We start from the raw sequence: 26,570 nt of genomic DNA, 5'->3' as shown, positions 1-26,570 counted from the left end.
CGGTCGAAGCAGGAAGTCTGGGCTAAGGGGCGTTATGAGCGGATTTCTGGTGTTTGAGCGCTTGCCGCGGGGTTTCGCGGCAAGCGCCTTTGACATGCGGCGCATGAAGCGCGCCGACAGACTGGGCGCGCCCCAGGCGGTGTGGCGCGTCACGGCAATGGCGGCTGACTGATGCGCCGACTATTCACCAGCTTATGCGCCTACTGACGTGCCAACTTACTCGCCTACCTTCGCGACGATAAAGTCCTTCACGCGCTGCGCATCCGCCGGCAGCACTTCGAAACGCTGCGGTAGCGATTCGAGGCCCGAGAACGCCGCGGGCCGTTCCGGTTCGCGCAACAGCGCTTCGCGAATCGTCTCGCCGAACTTGATCGGTTGCGCCGTCTCCAGCACGATCATCGGAATGCCCGGCTGCAAATGTTCGCGCGCGACCTTCAGGCCGTCGGCGGTGTGCGTGTCGATCATCGTGTCGTAACGCTCGAACACGTCGCGGATTGTCTCCACGCGCGATTCGTGGCTGCTGCGGCCCGACACGAAACCGAACTCCTGCACGCGCGCAAAGTCGCCGCTCGCGGCGAGATCGAAGCCGCCCTTCTCTTCGACGTCACGGAATAGTTGCAGCACGCGCGCCGGATCGCGGCCGAGCAGATCGAACACGAAACGCTCGAAGTTCGAGGCCTTCGAAATGTCCATGCTCGGGCTGCTGGTGTGATACGTCTCGGCCGCCTTGCGCACGCGATAAATACCGGTGCGGAAAAACTCGTCGAGCACATCGTTTTCGTTCGTTGCCACGACCAGCTTCTCGATCGGCAAACCCATCATGCGCGCGATGTGACCCGCGCACACGTTGCCGAAGTTGCCCGACGGCACCGTGAACGACACCCGCTCGTCGTTCGACTTCGTGGCCGCGAAGTAGCCCTTGAAGTAGTACACGACCTGCGCAACCACGCGCGCCCAGTTGATCGAGTTGACCGTGCCGATCTTGTACTTCGCCTTGAACGCGTGATCGTTCGAGACGGCCTTGACGATGTCCTGAGCGTCGTCGAACACGCCTTCCACCGCGATGTTGAAGATGTTCGGGTCCTGCAGGCTGTACATCTGCGCGGTCTGGAACGCGCTCATTTTCTTGTGCGGCGACAGCATGAACACGCTGATGCCCTTCTTGCCGCGCATCGCGTATTCCGCGGCGCTGCCGGTGTCGCCCGAGGTCGCGCCGAGAATGTTCAGCGTCTGGCCGTGCTTGGCTAGCGCGTATTCGAACAGGTTGCCGATCAACTGCATGGCCATGTCCTTGAACGCGAGCGTCGGCCCGTTCGACAGTTCCAGCAATGACAGCGGCGCGCCCTCTTCAACGCCCAGCACCTTCAACGGCGTGATCTGCGCGGCGCTTTCGTCGTCGCGCACGTTGCAGTACGTTGCCGCCGTGTAGGTCTTGCGCGTGAGCGCGCGCAGGTCTTCGGCGGGAATGTCGTCGATGAATTTGGACAGGATCTCGAAGGCGAGGTCCGCGTACGGCAGCGTGCGCCAGCGCGTCAGTTCGTCAGTGGTGACGCGCGGATATTCGGCGGGCAGATACAGGCCGCCGTCTTTGGCGAGACCGCCCAGCAGGATGTCAGCAAAGGAGTGGTGCTCGCCGGCGCCGGCGCCGCGGGTGGACAGGTAGTTCATAGTTCGGCCTAGTTCAGCGCTTCCATGCGCAGCTTCGTGACTTGCGAGACAACGGTCTTCAGCGCTTCGATCGTTTTGATCGCGGCGTTGACGTGCTTTTCGACCGTTTCGTGCGTGATCAGGATGATGTCGGTTTCGCCCTTGCCGTTCGCGTCGACCTGCTCCGATTCCTTCTGCAGCAGCGCGTCGATCGAAATGCCGGTGTCGGCCAGAATGCGCGTGATGTCGGCCAGCACGCCGGTCACGTCCGCCACCCGCAGACGCAGGTAGTAGCCGCTCGTGACTTCGTCGATCGGCAGGATTGGGGTGCTCGACAGGCTGTCCGGCTGGAACGCCAGATGCGGCACGCGATGCTCCGGGTCGGCCGTGTGCAGACGCGTCACGTCGACCAGATCGGCCACCACCGCGGAAGCCGTCGGCTCGGCGCCCGCGCCCTTGCCGTAGTAAAGCGTGGTGCCGACCGCGTCGCCATGCACGACGACCGCGTTCATCGCGCCTTCCACGTTCGCCAGCAGGCGCTTTTCCGGAATCAGCGTGGGATGCACGCGCAATTCGATGCCCTTGTCGGTGCGGCGCGTGATACCGAGCAGCTTGATGCGGTAGCCGAGTTCCTCGGCATATTTGATGTCGATCGCCGCGAGCTTGCTGATGCCTTCGACGTAAGCCTTGTCGAACTGCACCGGCACGCCGAACGCGATCGCGCTCATGATGGTCGCCTTGTGCGCGGCGTCCACCCCTTCGATGTCGAAGGTCGGGTCGGCTTCGGCGTAGCCGAGTTCCTGCGCGGCTTTCAGCGCGGTTGCGAAGTCGAGCCCGCGGTCGCGCATTTCCGAAAGAATGTAATTCGTGGTGCCGTTGATGATGCCCGCGATGTACTGGATTCGGTTGGCCGTCAGACCTTCGCGCAGCGCCTTGATGATCGGAATGCCGCCCGCCACCGCCGCCTCGAACGACACCATCACGCCGTTGGCGCGCGCCGCCTCGAAAATCTCCGTGCCGTGCACGGCCAGCAGCGCCTTGTTGGCGGTCACCACGTGCTTGCGGTTCTTGATTGCGCGTAGAACGAGGTCGCGCGCCACGCCCGTGCCGCCGATCATCTCGGCCACGATATCGATCGACGGGTCGTCGACCACCGCGTTGAAGTCATCGGTCAGCGCCACCGTGCCGGCCTCGGTGCCGAGCGCGGCTGTCGCCTTGGCGGGATTGCGCACGGCAATGCGCGCGATCTCGATGCCGCGGCCCGCGCGGCGTTTGATTTCTTCCTGATTGCGACGCAGTACCGTGAAGGTGCCGCTGCCTACCGTGCCGAAGCCCAGCAGTCCAACTTTGATCGGTTCCATGCAGCGTGTGTTTTCGAGTAGGTGATTAAAAATAAACGGGTCGCGGGTCTGGCGCGTTCCGCACGGCGCGGCGTCAGCCCGCATTGCCTGTGAGCGCGCCGCGCGTTGCGCCCTGGCGCCCTGGCGCCCTAGCGCCCTAGCGCCGTATTGTGCGCTAGGCCGTGTGACGTTTGCGGTAACCGTCGAGGAAACGCGCGATCCGGTTGATCGAATCCGCGAGGTCGTCCACGTTCGGCAGGAACACGACGCGGAAGTGATCCGGCGTTTTCCAGTTGAAGCCGGTGCCCTGCACGAGTAGCACGCGCTCTTCCAGCAACAGGTCGAGGATGAACTGCTGGTCGTCCTGGATCGGATAGATCTTCGGGTCCAGCCGCGGGAACATGTACAGCGCCGCTTCGGGCTTCACGCAACTCACGCCGGGGATCGCCGTCAACATGTCATACGCGAGTTCGCGCTGTTTGTACAGGCGCCCGGTCGGCACGATCAGGTCGTTGATGCTCTGGTAGCCGCCGAGCGCGGTCTGGATCGCGTACTGGCCCGGCACGTTCGGGCACAAACGCATGGAAGCCAGAATGCCGAGCCCTTCGAAGTAGTCTTTCGCGTGGCGGCGGTTCTCGCCGGCGGTCAGGCCCGAAATGAACATCCAGCCGGCGCGATAACCGCACGACCGGTAGCTCTTCGACAGGCTGTTGAACGTGACCGTGAGCACGTCTTCGGAGAGCGCCGCCATCGACGTGTGCTTCTTGCCGTCGTAGACGATCTTGTCGTAGACCTCGTCGGCGAAGATCACGAGGCCGTGCTGGCGGGCGATCTCGATCAGGCCGAGCAGCAGTTCGTCCGAATACAGCGCGCCGGTCGGGTTGTTCGGGTTGATGACCACGAGCGCGCGCGTATTCGGCGTGATTTTCGCGCGAATGTCGTCGAGGTCGGGCATCCAGCTATTCGATTCGTCGCAGATGTAGTGCACCGGCGTGCCGCCCGACAGGCTCACGCCGGCGGTCCACAGCGGATAGTCCGGCGCGGGCAGCAGCACCTCGTCGCCATCGTTCAGGAGGCCCTGAAGCGCCATCACGATCAGCTCGGACGCGCCGTTGCCGATATAGATGTCGTCCAGCTCGACCCCGTGCACGCCCTTTTGCTGCGTGTAATGCATGATCGCCTTGCGCGCGGCGAACACTCCCTTGGAGTCGGAATAACCCGACGAACCCGGCAGGTTCAGGATCATGTCCTGAATGATTTCGTCCGGCGCGTCGAAGCCGAACGGCGCGAGATTGCCGATGTTCAGCTTGATGATGCGGTGGCCCTCTTCCTCGAGCCGCTTCGCATGTTCGAGGACGGGCCCGCGAATGTCGTAGCAGACATTCAACAACTTGTTGGATTTGAGTATCGGTTTCACGGCGGGCACTTCATCCTGGTTGATGGCTTGGGCAAACCGGCGCGCGCAAACAGCAAAATGGGCCGGGCGGGTTCGCCGATAGGGGGAATTCGGGCGCGGCACGACCGGCGACGGCAAGCGGCGACCGGCGTCACGCGAATCGGGCCGAGTCTCAGGCCGAATCTCAGCGCCGGTTCGTCTAGCCGTTGTCGAGCCGTTGTCGCGTCGAGCTATCGTCGAGCCCTTGCGCAGGCCGCTTCGCGAACTCTTCTCGCGTTGACGCACGCAGACAGAACCGACGAACAGCGGCCGAAAGCGGGTAAAACCAAGGCGGGTAGCCGGTGGGCCGCACCCGCCGACTCAGCGCGGCTTGTGGCGGCATATGAGCGAGGGGCGCCGCAAGGCGGCTAAAAAGTTATAATTTAGCGGATTTTGGCCGACTTCCGCAATGCACCAACCGCATCGGCAAGCCTTTTCGGCCGCTTCTGCCCCATTCGCGTGCCCCATTCGCGTCGAATCGCCCCGCCTGGGCCCCGCCCGGTCAGGCCGTCAACACGCATGATGTCTCACGACGACTTCGGAAAACCAATTTGAAATTACATCAGGATTCGAGCGGCGCCCTCAATACCGTCACCGGCTACGGCGCCGACTATGTCGAAATCAATCTGGTGCGCCATTCGGGCAGCCTTCTCGTGCTGCCGGACGCACCGGTCATCCCTTGGCCCGTTTCCTCTTTCGAGCAGTTGAGCGCCGAGCACTTCGCCATGCTGGTCGACTCCGCGCCGGAAGTGGTCGTGTTCGGCAGCGGCGAGCGGCTGCGCTTTCCGCATCCGCGCCTGACAGCCGCGCTGACGGCGAGGCGCATCGGCGTCGAAACGATGGACTTCAAGGCCGCCTGCCGCACCTACAACATTCTGATGGCCGAGGGCCGCAAGGTCGCGGCCGCGTTGCTGATCGAAGCCTGAAGCCGTACCGCGAGGCCGCCCGGAGCAATTCGCCGCAGCCCGCTGCGGACCTTGTTCGGGGCCTCGCGGCGCCGGCGCTGACTGGACGCCCTGGCCGCGTCAGGGCCGATAACGTACACTGCGCGCCATCGAAGGCAGTACCGGCAGCCTGAGCGCAACCGCGCGCCGCGTCAGCGCCCGTCGGCGGAAGGTGAAGAAGCCACCGCTGTCGAATCGGGCTGCGGTTGGACGCAACTCGAACGCCGCGTCGGGAGTCTGATGCACGCGCCCGGAAGACGGGCGCCCGCAGAGCGCGGGTCGCTTCGCTGATGGCCGCGCCGCAGGCCGGTCGCCATTTCCGAACAACATCGCTTCGCCGCCTGTGCGGCGTCGCCATAAAGGTTGAAATCCATGAACGATACGCCGACGAGGCTACCGCTCAACCGCACCACGGTTCTGCTGCTGGTGCTGGCCCTCGCCGTGATCTGGTTCGTGCCGCTCGGCTGGCGCCACCTGCTGCCGAGCGACGAAGGCCGCTACGCCGAGATGGCGCGCGAGATGTTCGTCACCGGCGACTGGATCACGCCGCGCTACAACGGCTACAAGTATTTCGAAAAGCCACCGCTGCAGACCTGGGCGAACGCGCTCACGTTCGCGTGGTTCGGCATCGGCGAATGGCAGGCGCGGCTCTATACCGCACTGACGGGCTTTGCCGGCGTGCTGCTGGTCGGCTTCACCGGCCAACGCGTGTTCAACACGGCAACCGGCGTGTTCACCGCGATCGTGCTGGCGACCTCGCCGTACTGGAACCTGATGGGCCACTTCAACACGCTCGACATGGGCCTGTCGTTCTGGATGGAATTGACGCTCTGCGCGCTGCTGCTTGCGCAGCGCCCCAACCTCCCGAGCGGCTGCGTGCGCGGCTGGATGTGGGTGTGCTGGGGCTCGATGGCGCTGGCGGTGCTGTCCAAGGGACTCGTCGGCGTGATCCTGCCGGGCGCCGTGCTGGTGCTCTATACGCTGATCGCGCGCGACTGGGCGGTGTGGAAGCGTCTGCATCTGATCGGCGGGCTGATCGTCTTTTTCGCGATCGTCACGCCGTGGTTCGTGCTGGTGCAGCAGCGCAACCCGGAATTCCTGAACTTCTTCTTCATCGTTCAGCAGTTCAAGCGCTATCTGACGCCTGAGCAGAACCGTCCGGGACCGTTCTACTACTTCGTGCCGGTGCTGCTGGTGGGTTTCCTGCCGTGGCTTTCGGTGACGCTGCAAAGCGTGCGCCACGCATGGCGCCTGCCGCGCCAGCCGAACGGCTTCGCGCCGGTCACGCTAATGCTGACGTGGACCGTCTTCATCTTCCTGTTCTTCAGCGCGTCGCATTCGAAGCTGCTCTCCTACACGCTGCCCATCGCGCCGCCGATCGCGCTTCTGATCGGCATGTATCTGCCGCTCGTCACGCGCGACCAGTTGCGCCGTCATCTGGCCGGCTATGCGCTCTTTCTCGTCGTGGCCGCGTTTGCCGCAATGTTCCTGCCGCGCTTTGGCAGCGCCCGCAATCCGGCCGAACTGTATGCCGAGTACCGCACGTGGGTGCTGGCGGCGCTCGGCGTCGCCTTTGCGCTGACGCTCGCGGCGCTGTGGCTGAACCGCCGCGGCCGGGCCGGCAGCCTCGGCGCGATCGCCACCTTCGGCGCGGCGTGGCTGCTGCTCGGCACCATTGCCGGCACGGGTCACGACGTGTTCGGCCGCCTGAGCTCCGGCGCGCCGCTCGCGCCGGCCATCAAGGCGGAGATCGCGAAGCTGCCGGCCGACACGCCGTTCTACTCGGTGGGCGTACTCGACCACACGCTGCCGTTCTACGTCGACCACACGATGATCATGGTCGAGCATGCGGACGAACTGGCGTTCGGCGTGTCCGTCGAACCGCAGAAATGGATTCCGTCGGTCGACGCCTGGGTCGAACGCTGGAAGGCCGACCGCTACGCGCTCGCGCTGATTCCGCCGCCGACCTACGACCGGCTTCTCAAGGAAGGCCTGCCGATGCGGGTGATCGCCCGCGACTCGCGCCGCGTGGTGGTGGAAAAGCCGCTCGCGCCCGACGCGCCGGCAGCTGACGCACCCGCATCCGTGCCAGTGGAAAAAGCACAACAATGACCCCATATCAGGATCTGCCCGTTCGATGAACCCGATTTCCCTCTTTTGCATTCTTGCCGGCGTCACGTTGAACGCTGGTGCGCAGTTGCTGCTCAAAGCCGGTACGAATGCCGTTGGACACTTCGAATTCACCCGTGCGAACATCCTGCCCATTGCCTTTCGCATCGCAACCCAGCCGCCGATCATCGGCGGGCTGGCCTGTTATGTGATCAGCGTGGCCGTGTGGATCGTCGGGCTGTCGCGGGTGGACGTATCGATCGCCTATCCGATGCTCTCGCTCGGCTACGTCGTCAATGCGTTCGCGGCGTGGTATCTGTTCGGCGAAGTGCTGTCGGTACAGAAGCTGATTGGCATCGGCATCATCCTGATCGGCGTGCTGGTGTTGGCTCGCAGCTAGTCATCCCGGCCCGCCGCGGCGTGCCGGTCACAATCTATTGCTGTTTATTGCCGGGCCGCCTATGCGCATGAAGGCGGCAAAGATACCGTAAGCGGTCGTTCCGGCCGGCCAAGCAATATGTAAGGTTGATCCTGGTATGCTGCGCGGTTGCGCCCTTTTTAGCCGCGGCCCCGGTTGCGCACACTATGTGGTTTAGTTCGCGCCCTTCGGGGTTGCGCCCCCTTTCAATCGAGCGAAGCATTCATGAGCCAGTCAACACTCCCGTTTCTGCCCTTTGTCAAACCCGAGATCGATGAGGAAACGATTCAGGGCGTCGCCGAGGTGCTGCGCTCCGGCTGGATCACCACCGGCCCGCAAAACCAGAAATTCGAAGCGGCGCTCTCCGAATTCTGCGGCGGCCGGCCGGTGCGCACGTTCAATTCCGGCACGGCGACGCTGGAAATCGGCCTGCGCATCGCCGGCGTGGGCGAAGGCGACGAGGTCATCACGACGCCGGCCTCGTGGGTCTCCACCAGCAACGTGATCTATGAAGTCGGCGCGACGCCGGTGTTCGCCGACATCGACCCGGTCACCCGCAACATCGACCTCGATCTGCTCGAAAAAGCCATCACGCCGCGCACCAAGGCGCTGATTCCGGTGTATCTGTCGGGCCTGCCGGTCGACATGGACCGTCTCTACGCGATCGCTCGCGCCCACAAGCTGCGTGTGATCGAAGACGCCGCGCAGGCGTTCGGCTCGACCTGGAACGGTGAGCGCATCGGCAAGCTGGGCGACATGGTCTCGTTCAGCTTCCATGCGAACAAGAACCTGACCTCGATCGAAGGCGGCGCGCTCGTGCTGAACAACGAGGAAGAAGCCATCCTTGCGCAGAAATACCGCTTGCAAGGCATCACGCGCACCGGCTTCGACGGCATGGACTGCGACGTGCTGGGCGGCAAGTACAACCTGACGGACGTCGCCGCGCGCGTCGGCCTCGGCCAGTTGCCGCATCTGGAGCGTTTCCTTGCGCAGCGCAAGAAGCTCGTGCGCGCGTATTTCGCGGGTCTGGAGGGTGGCGCGGCGAAGAAACTCGGGCTCGGCCTGCCGTTTGCTGACTTTGAAAACAGCAACTGGCACATGTTCCAGGTCACGCTGCCGCTCGAGAAGCTCTCGATCGACCGTGCCGGTTTCATGGGGCAACTGAAAGAGCGTGGCATCGGTTCGGGAGTGCACTACCCGGCCATCCACCTGTTCTCGCTGTACCGCGCGCATGGCTTCAAGGAAGGCATGTTCCCGCATGCGGAGCGCTTCGGCGCGACCAACGTCACACTGCCGCTGTTCACGCTGATGAACGAAGGCGACGTGGAGCGCGTGTGCCGCGCGGTCAATGAAATTTGCGAACAATACGGAAAATAAGCGGAAATGATTTATTCGGAACATCGCGCCGTCGCACCGGAAGTGTCGATCATCATCCCGGTGTACAACGAGGAAGCCGGCCTGGCTGCGCTGTTCGCGCGCCTCTATCCTGCGCTCGACGCGCTCGGCACCGGTTATGAAGTGATCTTCATCAACGACGGCAGCCGCGACAAATCCGCCGCCCTGCTTGCCGAGCAGTTTCGCGCGCGTCCCGACACGACCCGCGTGATCCTGCTGAACGGCAACTACGGTCAGCACATGGCGATTCTGGCGGGCTTCGAGCAATCGCGCGGCGAGATCGTCATCACGCTCGACGCCGACCTGCAGAATCCGCCGGAAGAGATCGCCAAGCTGGTCAACAAGATGCGCGAAGGCTACGACTACGTCGGCACGATTCGCCTGCAACGCCAGGACAGCCTGTGGCGCCGCAAGGCTTCGCGCGCGATGAACCGGCTGCGCGAGCGCATCACCCGCATCAAGATGACCGACCAGGGCTGCATGCTGCGCGCGTACAGCCGGCACATCATCGACACGATCAATCGCTGCGGCGAAATCAACACCTTCATTCCGGCGCTTGCGTACACCTTCGCGCAGAATCCGGTCGAAATCGAGGTCGCGCACGAAGAGCGTTTCGCCGGCGAATCGAAGTACTCGCTGTACTCGCTGATCCGCCTGAACTTCGACCTCGTGACCGGCTTCTCGGTCGTGCCGCTGCAATGGCTGTCGTTCATCGGCGTGATCCTGTCGCTCGGGTCCGCGGCGCTGTTCGTGCTGCTGCTGATTCGCCGCTTCATCATCGGTGCGGAAGTGCAAGGTGTGTTCACGCTGTTCGCCGTGATCTTCTTCCTGCTCGGCGTGATCATCTTCGCGCTCGGCCTGCTCGGCGAATATATCGGCCGGATCTACCAGCAGGTGCGCGCACGCCCACGCTATCTCGTGCAGACCATTCTCGAACAGCGCGACGGCACGACCGTGGCCGAAGCGCCGCGCCAGGCGGTCGTGCAGGCCGTGCAGGCCGCGCCGCTCGTCGATCAGGGCCCCAATCCATGAAGCCACGCGCCGTCGTATTCGCGTATCACAACGTCGGTGTGCGCTGCCTGCAGGTGCTGCTCGCGCGCGGCGTGGAGGTGGCGCTCGTCGTCACGCACGAAGACAGCCCGACCGAAAACATCTGGTTCGGCAGCGTCGCCTCGGTCGCGGCCGAGCACGGCATTCCGGTGATCACGCCGCACGATCCGAAGAGTCCCGAGCTGCGCGCCGCGGTGAGCGCCGCGCGCCCGGACTTCATCTTCTCGTTCTACTACCGCCACATGTTGCCGGTCGACGTGTTGGCGCTCGCCGCACGGGGCGCTTACAACATGCACGGCTCGCTGCTGCCCAAGTACCGCGGCCGCGTGCCGACCAACTGGGCGGTGATTCACGGCGAAACCGAAACCGGCGCGACGCTGCACGAAATGGCCGCCAAACCGGACGCGGGCGCGATCATCGCCCAAACGCCGGTGCCGATCCTGCCCGACGACACCGCGAGCCAGGTGTTCGACAAGGTCACGGTGGCCGCCGAGCAAACGCTGTGGCGCGTGCTGCCGTCCCTGCTGGCGGGTGAAGCGCCGCATCTGCCGAACGATCTCGCGCACGGCAGCTACTATGGCGGGCGCAAGCCGGAAGACGGCCGCATCGACTGGACGCAATCGGCGCAGCAGGTCTACAACCTGATTCGCGCGGTCGCGCCACCCTATCCCGGCGCCTTCACGGACGTCGGCGAGCAGCGTTTCGTCGTGACGCGCGCGCGCCTCGCCGCGCCCGGCGCGCTTCGCTCGGATTTGCCGCCGGGCCTGCACGTAAGCGATAATGGCATTTTCGCGATATGCGGCGACGGCCGCGCGATCGCCATCCACGAATTGCGGCGCCAGCACGACGGCAGCGAGACTGTCGTCACTCCGGCCGAATTTGCCCAGCTCATCCAAACTCCCCGTTACTCATGAAAAAAGTCCTGATTCTGGGTGTGAATGGCTTCATCGGCCATCACCTGTCCAAACGCATTCTCGAAACGACCGATTGGGAAGTCTTCGGCATGGACATGCAGACCGAGCGTCTGGGCGACCTGGTCAATCATGAACGGATGCACTTCTTCGAAGGCGACATCACGATCAACAAGGAGTGGGTCGAATATCACGTCAAGAAGTGCGATGTGATCCTCCCGCTGGTCGCGATCGCCACGCCCGCCACGTACGTCAAGCAGCCGCTGCGCGTGTTCGAACTCGACTTCGAAGCGAACCTGCCGATCGTGCGTTCGGCGGTCAAGTACGGCAAGCACCTCGTGTTTCCGTCGACCTCCGAGGTCTACGGCATGTGCACGGACGAGCAGTTCGATCCGGAAGAATCGCAACTGTCGTACGGCCCGATCAACAAGCCGCGCTGGATCTACGCGTGTTCCAAGCAGTTGATGGACCGCGTGATCTGGGGTTACGGCATGGAAGGCCTGAACTTCACGCTGTTCCGTCCGTTCAACTGGATCGGCCCGGGCCTCGATTCGATCTACACGCCGAAGGAAGGCAGCTCGCGCGTGGTCACGCAGTTCCTCGGCCATATCGTGCGCGGCGAGAACATCAGTCTCGTCGATGGCGGCGCGCAAAAGCGTGCGTTCACGGATATCGATGACGGCATCGGCGCGCTGATGAAGATCATCGAGAACAAGGACGGCGTGGCGACGGGCAAGATCTACAACATCGGCAACCCGACCAACAATTTCTCGGTGCGTGAACTCGCGCACAAGATGCTGACGCTCGCCGCCGAATTCCCGGAATACGCGGAAACGGCCAAGCAGGTGCAGCTGGTCGAAACGTCGTCGGGCGCTTACTACGGTGCCGGCTACCAGGACGTGCAGAACCGCGTGCCGAAGATCGACAACACCATGCAGGAACTCGGCTGGGCGCCGAAGTCGACCTTCGACGAAGCGCTGCGCAAGATTTTCGAAGCGTATCGCGGCCACGTCGGCGAAGCGCGCGCGCTCGTCGAACAGCAATAAGGGCTGATCCTTGGCTCGTATCGTCCTGAAGATCGACGTCGACACGCTGCGCGGCACCCGCGAAGGCGTGCCGAATCTCGCACGTATCTTCGACCGCTTCAAGGCGCGCGCCACCTTCCTCTTCAGCCTCGGGCCCGACCACACCGGTTGGGCGATGCGCCGCGTGTTGCGGCCGGGCTTTCTGCAGAAAGTGTCGCGCACCTCGGTGGTCGAACACTACGGCATCAAGCAGTTGATGTACGGCGTGCTGCTGCCCGGTCCGGACATCGGCGCCAAGGCCTCGGCGGAAATGCGCGCGATTCACGAAGCCGGCTTCGAATGCGGCATTCATACGTGGGATCACGTCTACTGGCAGGACAATGTGCGCTCGAAAGACCGCGCATGGACCATGGCGCAGATGCAGCAAAGCCACGACCGTTTCGTCGAGGTGTTCGGCGCGCCGCCGGTCACGCACGGCGCGGCGGGCTGGCAGATGAACGGCCACGCGTTCGAGCAGATCGACGCATGGGGCATGCACTACGCGTCCGACGGACGCGGCCACTCGCCGTATCTGCCGGTGGTCGACGGCCGCACGCTCGCGCACGTGCAAATGCCGACCACGCTGCCCACGCTCGACGAAGTGCTCGGCGTGGACGGTGTCGAGCCGCACAACGTCGCCGCATGGATGTTGAAGCACACGGAAAACAATCCGCACGATCAGGTATACACGCTGCACGCCGAACTCGAAGGACAGAAGCTCGCGCCGATTTTCGAACAGCTTCTGGAAGGCTGGCGCGCGCAGGGCCACACCTTCGCGACGATGGGCGATTATTACGCCACGCTAGACCGCAGCACGCTGCCATCGTACCCTGTTACGTGGGGCGAAATTCCAGGGCGCTCCGGCGAACTGATTGTCCAGCCCTGACTGGTCAACCGGCAGCCGGCCCTGACGACCCGACCGCCGCGCGAGAACATGCCGCGCGCCGGCCGCCCCTCCCCCAAAAGTCTCGATGCCAGGCCGCCGCCGCAATCATCCGGCGCCGGCCATAACAACCGGAGAAGCACGTGCCCATCGCAGTCGACCAACCCATCCCCGACTTCACCGCCCCCGCTACCGGTGGCGAGATCACGCTGTCCAAGCTGCGGGGCAAGAAGGTGGTGCTGTATTTTTACCCGAAGGACAACACGCCGGGTTGCACGACCGAAGGTCTGCAGTTCCGCGATCTCTATCCGAAGTTCAAGAAGGCCGGCGCGGAAATCCTCGGCGTGTCGCGCGACAGCCTGCGTTCGCATGACAACTTCAAGGCAAAGCTGGAACTGCCCTTCCCGTTGATCTCGGATCCCGAGGAAACGCTGTGCGCAATCTTCAATGTCATCAAAATGAAGAAAATGTATGGCAAAGAAGTACGGGGAATCGAACGCTCCACGTTCCTCATCGACGCTGAAGGCGTGCTGCGCCAGGAGTGGCGCGGCGTGAAAGTGCCCGGGCATGTCGACGATATTCTGGAGGCTGTACAAGCGCTTTGAGGCGCGTTATATTGGGTTGCAATGAGTGCCTGTACACCCCAACTTTTTCGCCGCTGCGCCAGACTTGACGGCTGTTTCCCGTTTTTTCCGGGTCCCGTCGGAGTCGCGAGGTGCAACGCGAGCACTGTAGGCGAGCCGCTTGCCCCGTACGCCGGGGCGGCGGCTTTTTTAATTGCGCGAGAGCCGTCGTTCACTCGGCCACGCGCTTCCGTTAAGGAGCCGATCGAAGACCAGGCGAACCGGCATCTCTAGACCGAATGCGCGCCTCCGGGCGCAAACTGCGTGCGCATCCACTGGCACCGGCAGAATGCGACAGGCGGCGCACGATATGTGACCCGAATAATTCGAGGGAAACCATGCCTTTGCCTACCCCCCCCAGCAAGCTCGGCAATCTCCTGCCGCCTGACGAATACAAGGCCAAAGCCGCCAGCCCGGCGCGCTCCGCCGCGAAGAAACAGACGGCCGTTGGGGAATCCGCAGAGTCGGCCGACTACGGCCGCGCGAACGTCGCCACGCCAATGGCGCACGCCGCCAACGCCGCGACCACTTTGCGGCCTGTTCCGACATCGTCGGCGGCCCCGGCTGCGTCCGCCTCCGCGGAACAGGCCGCGCCCACTCGCGGCCGCAAATCGAAGCAAACGGCCGCCCTGTTGCAACCGGTTCCCGCTGCCCGTCCGCAAGCCGAGCCGGCTGCGCCCGCGCAGCCGGTCGTCGCACGCGCGCCGAGCGCGAAGCAGGCTGAGGCGAGCACACCCGCAGCCGCTGCGCCGAGCACACGCGGCACCGGCCGCAAACGCGGCGCGGCCGCCGAGCCGGTCGAAGTCCAGAAGCTCTTCGTGCTCGACACGAATGTGCTGATGCACGATCCGAGCTGCCTGTTCCGTTTCGAGGAACACGACGTCTATCTGCCTATGATGACGTTGGAAGAACTCGACAACCACAAGAAGGGCATGTCGGAAGTCGCGCGCAACGCCCGCCAGGTGAGCCGCACCCTCGACGCACTGGTGGCGAACGCCGGCAACATGTCCGACGGCATCTCGCTGGCGCGTCTGGGCAGCCGCGAGGCGTCCGGGCGTCTGTACTTCCAGACCAAGCTCGCCGCCATCGAACCGGTGGAAGGTCTGCCGGAAGGCAAGGCCGATAACCAGATTCTCGGCGTGGTGCGCGCGTTGCAGCGCGACCGGATGGATCGCCAGGTCGTGCTGGTGTCGAAAGACATCAACATGCGTATCAAGGCGCATGCGCTCGGCCTGCCCGCCGAAGACTACTTCAATGACCAGGTGCTCGAAGACAGCGATCTGCTGTATTCCGGCATCCGCGCGCTGCCGCAGGATTTCTGGACCAAGCACGCGAAGGGCATGGAAAGCTGGCAGGACACCAAGACCGGCACCACGTACTACCGCGTGACCGGTCCCCTGTGCGCCTCGATGCTGGTCAACGAGTTCGTCTATCTGGAGCCGCAAAACGGCGAACCGGCGTTTCATGCTCTGGTGCGCGAGCTGAACGGCAAGACGGCGCTGCTGCAAACCTTGCGCGACTACGGCCACCACAAGAACAACGTGTGGGGCATCACGGCGCGCAATCGCGAGCAGAACTTCGCGCTGAACCTGCTGATGAATCCGGAAATCGACTTTGTCACGCTGCTGGGTCAGGCCGGTACCGGCAAGACGCTGGTCGCGCTCGCCGCCGGTCTCGCGCAAGTGCTGGACGACAAGCGCTACAACGAGATCATCGTGACGCGCGCAACGGTGCCGGTCGGCGAAGACATTGGCTTCCTGCCGGGTACGGAAGAGGAAAAAATGCAGCCGTGGATGGGTGCATTCGACGACAACCTCGAAGTCCTGCAGAAAACCGACGACGCCGCCGGCGAATGGGGCCGCGCCGCGACTCAGGAACTGATCCGCTCGCGCCTGAAGGTCAAGAGCATGAACTTCATGCGTGGCCGCACGTTCGTGGACAAGTATCTGATCATCGACGAGGCGCAAAACCTGACGCCGAAACAGATGAAAACGCTGGTCACGCGCGCGGGTCCGGGCACGAAGATCATCTGTCTTGGCAACATCGCGCAGATCGATACGCCTTACCTCACGGAAGGCAGTTCGGGGCTCACGTACGTGGTCGATCGTTTCAAGGGCTGGGCGCACAGCGGGCATGTGACGCTGGCGCGCGGCGAGCGTTCGCGCCTTGCCGACTACGCGTCGGAAATTCTCTAAGTTTCAATTAGTTAGCTTCAAACCGAAGCCGCTTCCGGAACACTCCGGAAGCGGCTTTTTTCTTTGCCATGCGTTCCTGACGGGCAACACTTAGCGCACGAACTTCATGTAATTTATGAAGAATTCTTGCCGCAGCGAGGTTCCAAGGGCTACCATCCCGACATCGTCCGCCATTAAACGAGCGTTTACCGCTCTCCTCGTCTTCATGCGCCGACTCGCCCTATCGCTGCTGACCGTTCTGCTGCTCGCCGCCTGTGCCGGCGCGCCGCAGAAAACGTCGTCGCGTGGGTCAGGCAGCCAGGTCGTGGTGGCGAACGGCGCATATCATGCTCCGCCGCCCGGCTTTCCGAACTTCGTCGATCACAGCATCGGCCGTGAGGAAATCTCGATTCAGGCGATGAGCCTCGTCGGCATTCCGTACCGCTGGGGCGGCAATACGCCGGATAGCGGCTTCGATTGCAGCGGTTTGGTTCGCTATGTGGTCTCGCGCGCGGCTTCCGTGAATCTGCCGCGCACGACGGCGGATATGAGCGGGCGCGGCGAATCGATAGAACCGGACGAGATCGCGCCCGGCGATCTGATTTTCTTCAACACGACAGGACGCGCGCATTCGCACGTTGGCATTTATGTCGGCAAGCTGCGCTTCGTCAACGCGCCCTCGACCGGTGGTACGGTGCGGCTCGACTATTTGACCAATCCTTACTGGGCCAAGCGCTTCGACGGCATTCGCCGCGTGGCCTCGCCAGCTGCGACACCCGCACCGTTCGATACGCCGAGCTATCAAGCTGCCGCGCCACAGTCTGAGCGCGTCGCGCCGGTGGCGCAGTCAGCGCCGGCCTATGCGGGCGCGGGCGCGACCGCGACCGTTGCACCGGCGCCGGCGAAGGCAGCGGCGCAGCCGCCGGTCTATGCCGCGGGCGCACTGCAACCCCAGTCGCAGTCGCAGTCGCAGTCGCAGTCGCAGTCGCAGTCGCAGTCGCAGTCGCAGTCGCAGCAGATCGTCCGCGTTACGGCGGCACCTCGTGCGCCGTTGAGCGCGGAGGCTCAACCGGTCACTGGGGCGGCACAAGCCGACCCGTTCGAGCCGCCACCGCCCGGCATGAGCGCGGCTCAGATGCAGGCTCGCGCGGCGGGCGCCGTGTCCCCGACGCCGATTCCGGCCGCTCAACAAGCCAATGGATATAACGTCAGCGGCGCCGCACCGGCCCAACAACAGCTGACCGCTTCGCGGACGGCTCCGCAAACGGCAACCGCCCGCGCGCCCGATCCTATCGACGCCGCCGCCGACGCGTTCGAGCCGCCGCCGCCCGCTTCCGTCGCCGCGCGGCAGGCCCGGCAGGCGCAGCAAGCCGATGAGAACGGCAGCGTGCAGATCATGCGGGCTTCGACGGCCTCGCGCGGCATGCCCGCTCCGACGCAAACCAACGACGACCCGATCGCCCGCTTCGCCAACGGCAACTTCTGACGCCACGGCACGGGGCGTGTCGTGAGCGAGCTTCGCGCTCGGCATGCGAACGAATTCGGATATCGCAGCCGCCTTGGCGCCCACACCTCGTCGTATAGCGCGGCCATTGACGCACGCGTTAAACAGCCGCCGCCCAGCGACTGGCAATCACACGCAGCGCCACCGACCTGCGCATCACAACCATCCCGCCAATCTGCTATCGTCGTCGGTATTCTTTCGACAGCGGGTGATGACGATGGATCTCGGACTCAAAGACAAGGTGGTGTTGATTACAGGCGGCAGCAAGGGAATCGGCCTCGCCTGCGCCCGCGCGTTTGCGATCGAGGGCGCGAAAGTCGCGATCGTATCGCGCGACCCCGCCAACCTCGCGCGCGCTTACGAACAGTTGAAACAGGAAGGCCTGCACGTACACCGGACTCGCGCCGATCTGCACGAACCGCACAGCGCCGCCGATATCGTCGAGGAAGTGAGCACCGCCGTCGGCCCGATCGACGTGCTGATCAACAGTGCCGGCGCCGCACGCCGCTACGACCCGGAGACGCTCGATGCCGACGCGTTCCGCGCCACCATGGAAGCGAAATACTTCCCCTACATCTATCCCCAGCAGGAAGTGCTGCGCCGCATGGCCGAACGGGTAAAAGGCGGCACGGGCGGCGAGCCCGGCACGATCGTCAATATCATCGGCATGGGCGGCAAGGTCGCGAGCGATATCCATATTGCCGGCGGAGCCGCAAATGCCGCGCTGATGCTTGCCACCGTCGGCCTCGCCCACTATTACGCGCGCTACGGCATCCGCATCAACGCGATCAATCCGGGAGCGACGCTGACCGAACGTGTCGAGGAAGCGGTCAAACTGGAAGCCACGCAGCAAGGCATCGGCAACGCGGAAGCGCTCGCGCGCGGCCAGGCCAAAGTGCCGCTCGGACGCTTTGCCAAACCGGAGGAAATCGCCGACGTCGCGCTCTTTCTGGCGAGCCGCCGTGCAAGCTATGTGACGGGCGCAATCGTCCCGATGGATGGAGGCAGCGCGCCGCTCATCTAGGCGGCACGCTTCTTTTCGAACCCTGACAACGTGAACGCGCGGCAGGCGGCGTCGCCGCCCGCGTTGCGCCTTTACAGGAAACGGTGGCCGAGCCACCAGGCAGCTGCGGCGAGCGCCGCGGAGGCCGGAATCGTCAAAATCCACGCCCAGACGATGTTGCCGGCCACGCCCCACCGCACCGCGCTGAGCTTTTGCGTTGCGCCGACACCGACGATCGCGCCGGTAATCGTATGCGTGGTGGACACGGGAATGCCGAGCCACGAGGCGGTAAACAGCGTGATCGCCCCGCCCGACTCCGCGCAAAAACCGCCGACCGGCTTGAGCTTGGTGATCTTCTGGCCCATCGTGCGGACGATCCGCCAGCCGCCGAACAGTGTGCCGACGCCCATGGAGAGATAACAGCCGCCGATCACCCACAGCGGCGGCGCGTCCGCCATTGACGACGCATAGCCCGTCGCGATCAGCAGCATCCAGATGATGCCGATGGTTTTCTGCGCGTCATTACCGCCGTGGCCGAGGCTATACAAACCTGCGGACACCAGTTGCAGACGCCGGAAACGCCGGTCGACCTTGCTCGGCGGCGTGCGGAAGTAAATCCACGACACCGCCAGCATGAAGAACGAGCCGAGCACGAAGCCAAGCAGCGGCGAAATGAAGATGAAGGCCACCGTCTTCATCAGGCCGTCGAAATTGAGCGAGCCCCACCCCGACTTGGCGAGCGCCGCGCCCACGAGGCCGCCGATCAATGCATGCGACGAGCTCGATGGAATGCCGTAGTGCCAGGTGATGATGTTCCAGCCGATCGCGCCGACCAGCGCACCGAAAATCACGTAATGGTCGACGATGTTCGGATCGATCGTGCCCTTGCCTACAGTCGCGGCAACTTTCAGATGGAACACGAAATACGCGATGACATTGAACGCCGCCGCGAAGGCGACAGCCTGTTGCGGCTTCAGCACGCCTGTCGAGACGACCGTGGCGATCGAATTCGCCGCGTCGTGAAAGCCGTTCATGAAGTCGAAAATCAGCGCGACGGCGACCAGGCCGGTGACGACCCAGATTGCGAGTTGTATCGATTGCATTATGCGTTTTCCAGCACGATGCCTTCGATGATGTTCGCTACATCTTCACACTTGTCCGTGATCGTTTCGAGCAATTCATAGATCGCTTTCAGCTTGATCAGGGTCTTGACGTTGTCTTCTTCGCGGAACAGTTTCGACATGGCTGCGCGCAGCACGCGGTCGGCTTCCGATTCCAGACGGTCGATTTCCTCGCAGGCCTTCAGAATCTGGCTTGCCTGCTTCATGTCGGACAGCAGGCTGACGGCGAATTGCACGCGCTCGGAGGTTGCCGTGCAAATATGCGCAAGCTGGCTCGCCTCGGAAGTCACGGCCTGTACGTCGTACAGCGAGATAGCGGTGGCGACGTCCTCCATCAGGTCGAGGATGTCGTCCATCGTGGTGATCAGCTTGTGGATCTCGTCACGGTCGAGCGGCGTGATGAACGTCTTGTGCAGCAGGTCGATGGTTTCGTGCGTGAGCTTGTCAGCGGCCTTCTCGGCTTTCTGCACGTTTTGCTTGTGGGTTTCGGCGTCCTGCAGGTTGTCGATCAGCAGCTCGAGTTCACGGCTTGCCGAGACGATGCACGTTGCGTGCGCATTGAAAATTTCAAAGAACTTGCCCTCGGTGGGCATGAATCGACCGAACATTGGGATCCCGAAAATTGGTCACATAATGGCTGACATAAAACCGCCACATTGTACCGTCGGGAGGCCCGCGCCGCACTTTTGAAAGCGCCGTTACAACGACGCGTCAGTTATCGCTTCCCTTCTTCGCTCAATCACTGTAGAAATTCTGTGCGCCGGCAAAGTTATCGAACTTCGTGAATTGACCGTGGAACGTGAGTCGAACAGGACCGATCGGACCGTTACGCTGCTTGCCGATGATGATCTCGGCTGTGCCTTTGTCCGGACTGTCCGGGTTGTAGACTTCGTCGCGGTAAATGAACAGGATCACGTCGGCATCCTGTTCGATAGCGCCTGATTCCCGCAAGTCAGACATGATCGGCCGTTTGTTCGGACGCTGCTCGAGACCGCGGTTGAGCTGCGACAACGCGATCACCGGCACGTCGAGTTCCTTGGCGAGACTTTTCAGCGAACGCGAGATTTCCGAGATTTCGGTCGCGCGGTTTTCGCCCGACGACGACCCGCTCATCAGCTGCAGGTAATCGATGATGATCAGCCCGAGCTTGCCGCACTGGCGCGACAGCCGCCGCGCTCGCGAGCGCAGTTCCATCGGGTTCAGGCCGCCGGTTTCGTCGATGAAAATCTGCGCTTCACTCATTTTCTGCACGGCATGCGTGAGCTTCGGCCAATCCTCGTCGGTCAGGCGCCCTGTCCGCATGCGGTGTTGATCCAGCCGCCCGACCGAGCCGAGCATACGCATGGTGAGTTGCGAACCCGGCATTTCCATCGAGAACACCGCGACCGGCAAGCCGTACTCTACCGCCACGTATTCGCCGATGTTCATGGAAAACGCCGTCTTACCCATCGACGGACGACCGGCGACGATGATCAGCTCGCCGCCGTGCATACCGGAAGTCATGCGGTCCAGATCGACAAAGCCGGTCGGCGTGCCGGTCACGTCGCTCGGATTGGCGGTGTGGTACAGCATGTCGATCCGCTCGACGACTTCGGTCAGCAGCGGCCCGATTTCGAGGAAACCCTGCGTACCGCGCGCGCCGTCTTCGGCGATCGAAAACACTTTCGACTCGGCTTCGTCCAGCAACTGCCGGACTTCCTTGCCCTGCGGGTTGAAGGCGTCGGCCGAAATTTCGTCGGCGACGGACACCAGCCTGCGCAACACCGCGCGATCGCGCACGATTTCCGCGTAGCGCCGGATATTGGCCGCGCTCGGCGTGTTCTGCGCGAGCGCGTTCAGATACGCCAGACCGCCGACCTCTTCCGCCTTGCCCGAAGTGCCGAGCGCCTCGTACACGGTAATCACGTCGGCCGGACGCGTGGCCGCGATCAGCTTGCCGATGTGCTCGAAGATGATGCGGTGGTCGTAGCGGTAAAAATCGCTCTGCGACAGAAAATCCGCGATACGGTCCCACGCGGCGTTATCGAGCAGCAGGCCGCCCAGCACCGATTGCTCGGCCTCGATCGAATGCGGCGGGACTTTTAGCGACTCGAGTTGGGGATCTTTGGACGGTGCGTTCATGGAGAGGAATTATCGGGTAATCGAGCCGCTGCGGCGAGCAGGAAAAACAAAAAAGACGGGCACAAAAAAAACAGGGGCCGGTTACCCGGCCCCTGCCTTTCGCCAGCGACATCCTGGCAAATACTAGCTGATACTTAGACGTGTTCGCCGATCACAGCCACCGTCACATCGACGAGAACGTCGGTGTGCAGCGAGATCTGAACCGGGTGCTCGCCAACCAGCTTCAGCGGGCCTTCCGGCAGACGCACTTGCGCCTTTTCCACTGCGAAACCTTGCTTGACCAGGGCTTCAGCGATGTCCGCGTTCGTCACCGAACCGAACAGACGGCCGTCGACGCCAGCCTTCTGATTGATCTGCACCGTCGAGCCACCCAGCTTTTCGCCTTGGGCGGTAGCAGCCGCCAGCTTTTCAGCGGCGATCTTTTCGAGTTCTGCGCGGCGCACTTCGAATTCAGCCAGGGCTTCCTTCGTTGCACGGCGAGCTTGCTTGTTCGGGATCAGGAAGTTACGTGCGTAACCGTCCTTGACCTTCACGATATCGCCCAGGTTGCCCAGATTGACGACTTTTTCCAGAAGAATAATTTGCATTCGGAGACTCCTTATCGCGTCGTCGGGTTAGGCCTTGTGCTGGTCGGTGTACGGCACCAGCGCGAGGAAACGTGCGCGCTTGATTGCCGTGTCCAGCTGGCGTTGATAGTGCGACTTCGTACCCGTGAGACGCGCCGGCGTGATCTTGCCGTTTTCGCCGATGAAGTCCTTCAGCGTTTCGAGGTCTTTGTAGTCGATGTGATCGACGCCAGCGGCCGTGAAACGGCAGAACTTCTTGCGCTTGAAGAGCGGATTTTGTTGCTGACGACGCTTGTCGAATTTCTTACCAGTCGGGCGGGGCATGTTCAGTCCTTTCCAATGTCCTGCAATGCTGTGATGTGAAATACCAGAGTTCTTGCGTTGCGGTGCTTTTTTGCCAGAAAGCCTGTGAAGAGCGTTTCCACGCCCATCTGACAGCTTTCGAGCTTACCGCTCGCCTCGCCTGCGGCTACCGCCTGCATGGTCAGTTCGACTTGCCGGGCAATGCCGGCTTCGACGACTTCCGTGCGGTGGTGCAACGTGCAGCCTGCAATCGGAACGCCGGCGGGGGTGTACCGCACCGGTTCGCGTTCGACGACGCTGGCCGTGAGTTGCAGCCGATTCATGTAACCTTGGTCGAGAGCGACGCTTGTTCTGGTAGCTTAAATAGTGTGTCTTAAGCCTGCGCTTCGGACGGTTGCGTAGCAGCCGACTTCTTGGCTTCTTCGCGCTGCACTTCCTTCATCATCGGCGACGGGCCGGTTTCGGCCTTCTTCATCTTGACGATCAGGTGACGCAGAACAGCGTCGTTGAACTTGAATGCGTGTTCCAGCTCGTCGAGCGTGGTCTGGTCGCATTCGATGTTCATGCAGACGTAGTGAGCCTTCGCGAGTTTCTCGATCATGTAGGCCAGTTGGCGACGGCCCCAGTCTTCGACACGGTGGATCTGGCCACCGTGCGAGGTGATCGTGCTCTTGTAACGCTCGATCATGGCGGGCACTTGCTCGCTCTGATCGGGATGCACGATAAAGACGATTTCATAATGACGCATACACACTCCTTGTGGATTAAAGCCACCCGGGCGTCGGAACCGGTGTGGCAAGTGAGAAGCCAAAGAGTGTAACCCGATTAGGGCCGGGTTGCAAGATATCCCGTTGTTGCGGCGCGTGAATCGGGAGTGTTTTCAAGGGTTTAGGCTGTGACACCACAAAGCCGGACCCGACATTTCGTGCCGGGAAGCCTGAAACCGGTGGCCAGCCCTTGCACGTGACTCGATGGCCCGCCAGCGCGCGCCGCCCGGCGGTCCCCGATCGCGCGTCGGGGCCGAAACAGGCGGCCAAAGCCGCCGTCCGCCTTCTACGAGCCGGTTTCCGTACGCTCGCTGCCGCTTTGCAGCCGCGCCTTCAGCGCTACTTCCAGTCCCTTGAGCGCGTCGGGCGCCGCGTCGGAGATCGCCCACCAGGTCATGCCTTCCGCGTCCCAGTGCGCGATCGAGTAGCCTTCGCGACCGAGCGTGGCCGGTGCCGCGCCATCCGCGTCCCGGCCCGCGCCGGCCTGCGGAAAGACATAGACGTCGATCACATGCTTCTGGTAACGGTACACCAGCACAGCCACCCGCTGATGCGCGAGGTAGTCCAGACGCCCGCCTTCCAGCGCGAAGCCGCTTGCCGCCAGGTCCTCGACCGGCGGCGAATAATCGAGCCGACCGTTGAACCACGGCTTGACCGTATGGCGATCCGTCGAAATCACGTCGATGTCGCGACCGGACACCTGCGCCCGCACGTGGCTTTCCACCAGTTCGTTGGCAAACGGCCCGAAGTCCGCCGGCCGGCGCAGGTTCAACGCCACGCCCGCGGCCACCGCGCACAGAGCGAGGACAAGCGCCGCCAGCCAGCCGCGCGCAAAGACGCCGCCTGAACCGACTGAGCCAACCGGACCGCCTGCGCCACCCGCCCGCGACGGCCAGCCGAACCCGCCTTGCGGGGCGCGCCAGCCGTCCAGCCAACGTTCAAGCCAGCCGCGCCGCGCAGGTTCGCGCGGCGGCGTCGTGGCGCTCGGCACACTTACAGCGGGCGGCTCGGTGGCCCCAGTCGGCTCGTCGACGCTCGGCAACCCCGCCACGATCCGCTCGCGCAGCGACTGCGGCGCACGATGGTAAGGCGCCGCGCGCAGCGCGCCGCTCAAGGCCCACAGGTTTTCGCTTTCGCGCCGGCAAGCTGCGCAGCTCTCGATATGCTGCTGAATGCGCCGGGCATCCGGCGCGGGCAATTCGTGATCGGCGTTCGCGTCGAGGAGCGGCCGCGCTTCGTTACAGTCCATCTGGCGTCTCCTGAGCGTTGTTGCCGGCGGCGGTGCCGCCCGGCGTGTTGAGTGGCCGGCCATTGGCGGACGCCCGCAACGGGGTCACGCTCGCCGTGGCCGATTTGCTTGCGCCGGGCGCCGCCGCGCACATCGACGGCCGGTGCGGCGCCGCGGCGCCCCCTTGTTTCTCCGTCAGCAGCGCGGCGAGCTTGCGGCGCCCCCGCGCAAGCCGGGACATCACCGTGCCGATCGGCACGTCCGCCACCAGCGCGATCTCCCGATAGCCCATCTCCTCCAGCTCCCGCAGCATCAGCACTTCCCGATATTCGACCGGCAACTGCGCGAGCGCCTCGTGCACGAGTTTCGAATCCTCGTCGCGGATCAACAGCGCCTGAGGGTCGGTGCCGCCCACCGTCCAGCCGTCGAAGGTCGCGTCGTCCATCGTGTCGTCGAACTCCACCGTTTCGTGCGACGACGCCCGCCGTCGCCATTCCGTGTACCAGGTGCGGCGTACGATCGCCAGCAGCCACGGCCGCGCCGAATCGCCGCGAAAGGTGTCGAAAAAGCGGAACGCGCGCATGAAGGCTTCCTGCACGACATCGTCGGCATCGTTGGCGTTGCCGCACAACCAGCGCGCAAGGTTGTACGCGGCGTCGAGGTGCGGCAGCGCCATCTGCTGAAAGCGCCGGCTCCTTGCTGCGTCGGTCTCGCCGTGCGCGCGGGCAGGATCTGAATCGGTCTGGACCACCTCGGCCCTCCAGGGCATTGCGGGCTGTGCGATGTTGCTTGTCGTGACACTCTGTACAGCACATAACCGGGCATCCGCCGAGTTTATTCCCACGCCGCGTGCAATTCGTAAAAAATCCGGCCGTTCTGCCCGGGTGTCGGACCACAGGACCGCCGCCGTGCCGGGCCGCCGGCTGGCTCTGCTGGCTCTGCTGGCTCTGGTGAGTCTGCTGAGTCTGCTGCGCCTAATAAGCCGGCCGGTTCCAGTAATCCGCGCTGGCGTACACGTCTTTCAGATAATCGATGAAATACCGCACCTTGGCCGGCACATACCGCTGTTGCGGATAGACCGCGAGAATGTCGTAGTCGGGCAGCGCGAACTCGTCGAGCACGGTCTCCAGTTCGCCACGCGCCAGTTGTTGCTGGATTTCCCACGTGGAGCGCCAGCCGAGCCCAAGCCCTTCCGACACCCAGCGGTGCAGCAACTCCCCGTCGTTGCAGTCGAGCGTGCCGCCCACGCGCACCGTCGCCAGCTTGCCGTTACGGCGGAAATACCAGCCGCGGTTCTGCCCGCCTTGCAGATTGAACGCGAGACAGTTGTGCTGCGGCAGGTCTTCGAGCGTTTTCGGCCGGCCGTGCCGGCGGAAATAGTCTGGCGTGCCGCACACCACGCGGCGGTTCGACGCCAGCTTGACCGCGACGAAATTCGGATCGACCGCGCCGCCAATGCGGATCGACAGGTCATAGCCCTCGCGCACCAGATCCACCACCCGGTCGGTCAGATTGAACGACACCTGCAATTCCGGCTTGTCGGCGAGAAACGCCGGGGCGAGCGGCGCGACGTGCTTGCGTCCGAACGCAGCCGGCGCTGACACGATCAGATGGCCGTTGATCGCGCGCCGCCCGGCGCTCAGTTCGTTTTCCGCCTGATCCCACTCGGTGAGAAGCCCGCGACAGCGCTCCAGAAACGCGGCGCCGTCTTCGCTCACCACCAGCCGGCGCGTCGAGCGGTACATCAGCTTCACGCCGAGGCGCTTTTCCAGCGCGTCGATACGGCGGCCGAGAATCACCGGCGACACGCCCTCCTCCAGCGCCGCCGCCGCAAGGCTGCCGGCATCCGCGACGCGCACGAAGGTTTCGATCTGTTTGAACCGGTCCATCGTTGTCTCCTATGTCGATCGGAGTTAGCGCTTTAGCGCTTACTCCGATCCCATGCACCGCGGTCGATCGGAGTT

The 26,570-nt window shown here is 63.5% G+C and carries 25 protein-coding genes; 12 read left to right on the top strand and 13 right to left on the bottom strand.

The genetic code is table 11. The features are described from left to right. Positions 1 to 216: 216 nt before the first annotated feature. From thrC to P0D70_RS04975, 3 genes are all read right to left on the bottom strand, one after another. Positions 217 to 1,668 (bottom strand): threonine synthase, encoded by a 1,452-nt coding sequence (gene thrC / locus P0D70_RS04985; RefSeq protein ID WP_408183187.1) that lies wholly within the window; start codon positions 1,666 to 1,668, stop codon positions 217 to 219. 8 nt (positions 1,669 to 1,676) lie between these two features. Continuing rightward, complete coding sequence (locus P0D70_RS04980) at positions 1,677 to 3,008, bottom strand: homoserine dehydrogenase (RefSeq protein ID WP_091794545.1); 1,332 nt, start codon at positions 3,006 to 3,008, stop codon at positions 1,677 to 1,679. Positions 3,009 to 3,162: 154 nt separating this feature from the next. Beyond that, positions 3,163 to 4,413, bottom strand: coding sequence for a pyridoxal phosphate-dependent aminotransferase (locus P0D70_RS04975; RefSeq protein WP_091794547.1), 1,251 nt, complete (start codon positions 4,411 to 4,413; stop codon positions 3,163 to 3,165). Between the two features lie 560 nt (positions 4,414 to 4,973). Here P0D70_RS04975 and P0D70_RS04970 point away from each other — a divergent pair. The 12 genes from P0D70_RS04970 (at position 4,974) to P0D70_RS04915 (ending at position 18,521) form a co-directional block, all read left to right on the top strand. Further along, positions 4,974 to 5,348 (top strand): Mth938-like domain-containing protein, encoded by a 375-nt coding sequence (locus tag P0D70_RS04970; protein ID WP_091794548.1) that lies wholly within the window; start codon positions 4,974 to 4,976, stop codon positions 5,346 to 5,348. 390 nt (positions 5,349 to 5,738) lie between these two features. Further along, positions 5,739 to 7,478, top strand: a complete 1,740-nt coding sequence (locus tag P0D70_RS04965; RefSeq protein ID WP_408183183.1) for a glycosyltransferase family 39 protein — start codon at positions 5,739 to 5,741, stop codon at positions 7,476 to 7,478. Positions 7,479 to 7,503: 25 nt separating this feature from the next. Beyond that, positions 7,504 to 7,875 (top strand): SMR family transporter, encoded by a 372-nt coding sequence (locus P0D70_RS04960; RefSeq protein ID WP_091794552.1) that lies wholly within the window; start codon positions 7,504 to 7,506, stop codon positions 7,873 to 7,875. 243 nt (positions 7,876 to 8,118) lie between these two features. After that, entirely contained in the window at positions 8,119 to 9,270 is a 1,152-nt protein-coding gene (locus tag P0D70_RS04955; protein WP_091794554.1) for a DegT/DnrJ/EryC1/StrS family aminotransferase, read from the top strand. A 6-nt stretch (positions 9,271 to 9,276) separates the two neighbouring features. Continuing rightward, entirely contained in the window at positions 9,277 to 10,320 is a 1,044-nt protein-coding gene (locus P0D70_RS04950; RefSeq protein ID WP_091794556.1) for a glycosyltransferase, read from the top strand. Continuing rightward, positions 10,317 to 11,252, top strand: a complete 936-nt coding sequence (locus P0D70_RS04945) for a formyltransferase (protein WP_408183178.1) — start codon at positions 10,317 to 10,319, stop codon at positions 11,250 to 11,252. The genes P0D70_RS04950 and P0D70_RS04945 overlap by 4 nt, the downstream gene beginning before the upstream one ends. Continuing rightward, positions 11,249 to 12,295, top strand: coding sequence for a bifunctional UDP-4-keto-pentose/UDP-xylose synthase (locus P0D70_RS04940; RefSeq protein WP_408183176.1), 1,047 nt, complete (start codon positions 11,249 to 11,251; stop codon positions 12,293 to 12,295). Before P0D70_RS04945 ends, P0D70_RS04940 begins: the two co-directional genes overlap by 4 nt. Before the next feature lie 10 nt (positions 12,296 to 12,305). After that, complete coding sequence (locus P0D70_RS04935) at positions 12,306 to 13,199, top strand: polysaccharide deacetylase family protein (protein WP_408183173.1); 894 nt, start codon at positions 12,306 to 12,308, stop codon at positions 13,197 to 13,199. A 140-nt stretch (positions 13,200 to 13,339) separates the two neighbouring features. After that, complete coding sequence (locus tag P0D70_RS04930) at positions 13,340 to 13,801, top strand: peroxiredoxin (RefSeq protein ID WP_408183169.1); 462 nt, start codon at positions 13,340 to 13,342, stop codon at positions 13,799 to 13,801. 356 nt (positions 13,802 to 14,157) lie between these two features. Then, positions 14,158 to 16,014: a PhoH family protein gene (locus P0D70_RS04925; protein ID WP_408183164.1), complete on the top strand. Its 1,857-nt coding sequence runs from the start codon at positions 14,158 to 14,160 to the stop codon at positions 16,012 to 16,014. A gap of 205 nt (positions 16,015 to 16,219) precedes the next feature. After that, entirely contained in the window at positions 16,220 to 17,479 is a 1,260-nt protein-coding gene (locus P0D70_RS04920) for an NlpC/P60 family protein (RefSeq protein WP_408183161.1), read from the top strand. Positions 17,480 to 17,714: 235 nt separating this feature from the next. Continuing rightward, on the top strand, positions 17,715 to 18,521 hold the full coding sequence (locus tag P0D70_RS04915) for an SDR family NAD(P)-dependent oxidoreductase (RefSeq protein ID WP_408183158.1): 807 nt from the start codon (positions 17,715 to 17,717) through the stop codon (positions 18,519 to 18,521). A 71-nt stretch (positions 18,522 to 18,592) separates the two neighbouring features. On the opposite strand, the gene P0D70_RS04910 is transcribed toward P0D70_RS04915, so the two are convergent. From P0D70_RS04910 to P0D70_RS04865, 10 genes are all read right to left on the bottom strand, one after another. Further along, positions 18,593 to 19,603: an inorganic phosphate transporter gene (locus P0D70_RS04910; protein ID WP_091794568.1), complete on the bottom strand. Its 1,011-nt coding sequence runs from the start codon at positions 19,601 to 19,603 to the stop codon at positions 18,593 to 18,595. After that, positions 19,603 to 20,229, bottom strand: a complete 627-nt coding sequence (locus P0D70_RS04905) for a DUF47 domain-containing protein (protein ID WP_091794570.1) — start codon at positions 20,227 to 20,229, stop codon at positions 19,603 to 19,605. Before P0D70_RS04905 ends, P0D70_RS04910 begins: the two co-directional genes overlap by 1 nt. Before the next feature lie 127 nt (positions 20,230 to 20,356). After that, positions 20,357 to 21,742 (bottom strand): replicative DNA helicase, encoded by a 1,386-nt coding sequence (locus tag P0D70_RS04900; protein ID WP_408183154.1) that lies wholly within the window; start codon positions 21,740 to 21,742, stop codon positions 20,357 to 20,359. A gap of 134 nt (positions 21,743 to 21,876) precedes the next feature. Continuing rightward, entirely contained in the window at positions 21,877 to 22,329 is a 453-nt protein-coding gene (gene rplI / locus P0D70_RS04895; protein ID WP_091794572.1) for a 50S ribosomal protein L9, read from the bottom strand. A 27-nt stretch (positions 22,330 to 22,356) separates the two neighbouring features. Further along, positions 22,357 to 22,632: a 30S ribosomal protein S18 gene (gene rpsR, locus P0D70_RS04890; RefSeq protein WP_007182109.1), complete on the bottom strand. Its 276-nt coding sequence runs from the start codon at positions 22,630 to 22,632 to the stop codon at positions 22,357 to 22,359. 2 nt (positions 22,633 to 22,634) lie between these two features. After that, positions 22,635 to 22,934: a primosomal replication protein N gene (gene priB / locus P0D70_RS04885; RefSeq protein WP_007182110.1), complete on the bottom strand. Its 300-nt coding sequence runs from the start codon at positions 22,932 to 22,934 to the stop codon at positions 22,635 to 22,637. A gap of 50 nt (positions 22,935 to 22,984) precedes the next feature. Beyond that, complete coding sequence (rpsF, locus tag P0D70_RS04880) at positions 22,985 to 23,359, bottom strand: 30S ribosomal protein S6 (RefSeq protein WP_408183149.1); 375 nt, start codon at positions 23,357 to 23,359, stop codon at positions 22,985 to 22,987. A gap of 305 nt (positions 23,360 to 23,664) precedes the next feature. Beyond that, on the bottom strand, positions 23,665 to 24,627 hold the full coding sequence (locus P0D70_RS04875) for an anti-sigma factor family protein (RefSeq protein WP_408183145.1): 963 nt from the start codon (positions 24,625 to 24,627) through the stop codon (positions 23,665 to 23,667). Continuing rightward, positions 24,617 to 25,357 carry an RNA polymerase sigma factor gene (locus P0D70_RS04870; RefSeq protein ID WP_408183142.1) on the bottom strand — a complete coding sequence of 247 codons (741 nt, stop codon included), beginning with the start codon at positions 25,355 to 25,357 and terminating at the stop codon, positions 24,617 to 24,619. Before P0D70_RS04870 ends, P0D70_RS04875 begins: the two co-directional genes overlap by 11 nt. Before the next feature lie 223 nt (positions 25,358 to 25,580). Then, positions 25,581 to 26,495 carry a LysR family transcriptional regulator gene (locus P0D70_RS04865; RefSeq protein WP_091794579.1) on the bottom strand — a complete coding sequence of 305 codons (915 nt, stop codon included), beginning with the start codon at positions 26,493 to 26,495 and terminating at the stop codon, positions 25,581 to 25,583. Positions 26,496 to 26,570 lie beyond the last annotated feature (75 nt).

The sequence above is a fragment of the Paraburkholderia sp. RL17-381-BIF-C genome (assembly GCF_046026435.1).
In the GTDB taxonomy this organism is placed as follows: domain Bacteria; phylum Pseudomonadota; class Gammaproteobacteria; order Burkholderiales; family Burkholderiaceae; genus Paraburkholderia.
Note: the sequence above shows the minus strand (reverse complement) of the source record. Positions and strands in the feature narration are given on the sequence as shown.

Bases quoted from the DNA above. Each gene is read 5' to 3' on its own strand.
- rplI (WP_091794572.1), bottom strand. From the start codon at position 22,329: ATGCAAATTATTCTTCTGGAAAAAGTCGTCAATCTGGGCAACCTGGGC.
- thrC (WP_408183187.1), bottom strand. From the start codon at position 1,668: ATGAACTACCTGTCCACCCGCGGCGCCGGCGCCGGCGAGCACCACTCC.
- P0D70_RS04915 (WP_408183158.1), top strand. From the start codon at position 17,715: ATGGATCTCGGACTCAAAGACAAGGTGGTGTTGATTACAGGCGGCAGC.
- P0D70_RS04865 (WP_091794579.1), bottom strand. From the start codon at position 26,495: ATGGACCGGTTCAAACAGATCGAAACCTTCGTGCGCGTCGCGGATGCC.
- P0D70_RS04945 (WP_408183178.1), top strand. From the start codon at position 10,317: ATGAAGCCACGCGCCGTCGTATTCGCGTATCACAACGTCGGTGTGCGC.
- P0D70_RS04910 (WP_091794568.1), bottom strand. From the start codon at position 19,603: ATGCAATCGATACAACTCGCAATCTGGGTCGTCACCGGCCTGGTCGCC.
- P0D70_RS04875 (WP_408183145.1), bottom strand. From the start codon at position 24,627: ATGGACTGTAACGAAGCGCGGCCGCTCCTCGACGCGAACGCCGATCAC.
- P0D70_RS04960 (WP_091794552.1), top strand. From the start codon at position 7,504: ATGAACCCGATTTCCCTCTTTTGCATTCTTGCCGGCGTCACGTTGAAC.
- rpsF (WP_408183149.1), bottom strand. From the start codon at position 23,359: ATGCGTCATTATGAAATCGTCTTTATCGTGCATCCCGATCAGAGCGAG.
- P0D70_RS04905 (WP_091794570.1), bottom strand. From the start codon at position 20,229: ATGTTCGGTCGATTCATGCCCACCGAGGGCAAGTTCTTTGAAATTTTC.
- priB (WP_007182110.1), bottom strand. From the start codon at position 22,934: ATGAATCGGCTGCAACTCACGGCCAGCGTCGTCGAACGCGAACCGGTG.
- P0D70_RS04965 (WP_408183183.1), top strand. From the start codon at position 5,739: ATGAACGATACGCCGACGAGGCTACCGCTCAACCGCACCACGGTTCTG.
- rpsR (WP_007182109.1), bottom strand. From the start codon at position 22,632: ATGCCCCGCCCGACTGGTAAGAAATTCGACAAGCGTCGTCAGCAACAA.
- P0D70_RS04980 (WP_091794545.1), bottom strand. From the start codon at position 3,008: ATGGAACCGATCAAAGTTGGACTGCTGGGCTTCGGCACGGTAGGCAGC.
- P0D70_RS04950 (WP_091794556.1), top strand. From the start codon at position 9,277: ATGATTTATTCGGAACATCGCGCCGTCGCACCGGAAGTGTCGATCATC.
- P0D70_RS04940 (WP_408183176.1), top strand. From the start codon at position 11,249: ATGAAAAAAGTCCTGATTCTGGGTGTGAATGGCTTCATCGGCCATCAC.
- P0D70_RS04925 (WP_408183164.1), top strand. From the start codon at position 14,158: ATGCCTTTGCCTACCCCCCCCAGCAAGCTCGGCAATCTCCTGCCGCCT.
- P0D70_RS04920 (WP_408183161.1), top strand. From the start codon at position 16,220: ATGCGCCGACTCGCCCTATCGCTGCTGACCGTTCTGCTGCTCGCCGCC.
- P0D70_RS04900 (WP_408183154.1), bottom strand. From the start codon at position 21,742: ATGAACGCACCGTCCAAAGATCCCCAACTCGAGTCGCTAAAAGTCCCG.
- P0D70_RS04955 (WP_091794554.1), top strand. From the start codon at position 8,119: ATGAGCCAGTCAACACTCCCGTTTCTGCCCTTTGTCAAACCCGAGATC.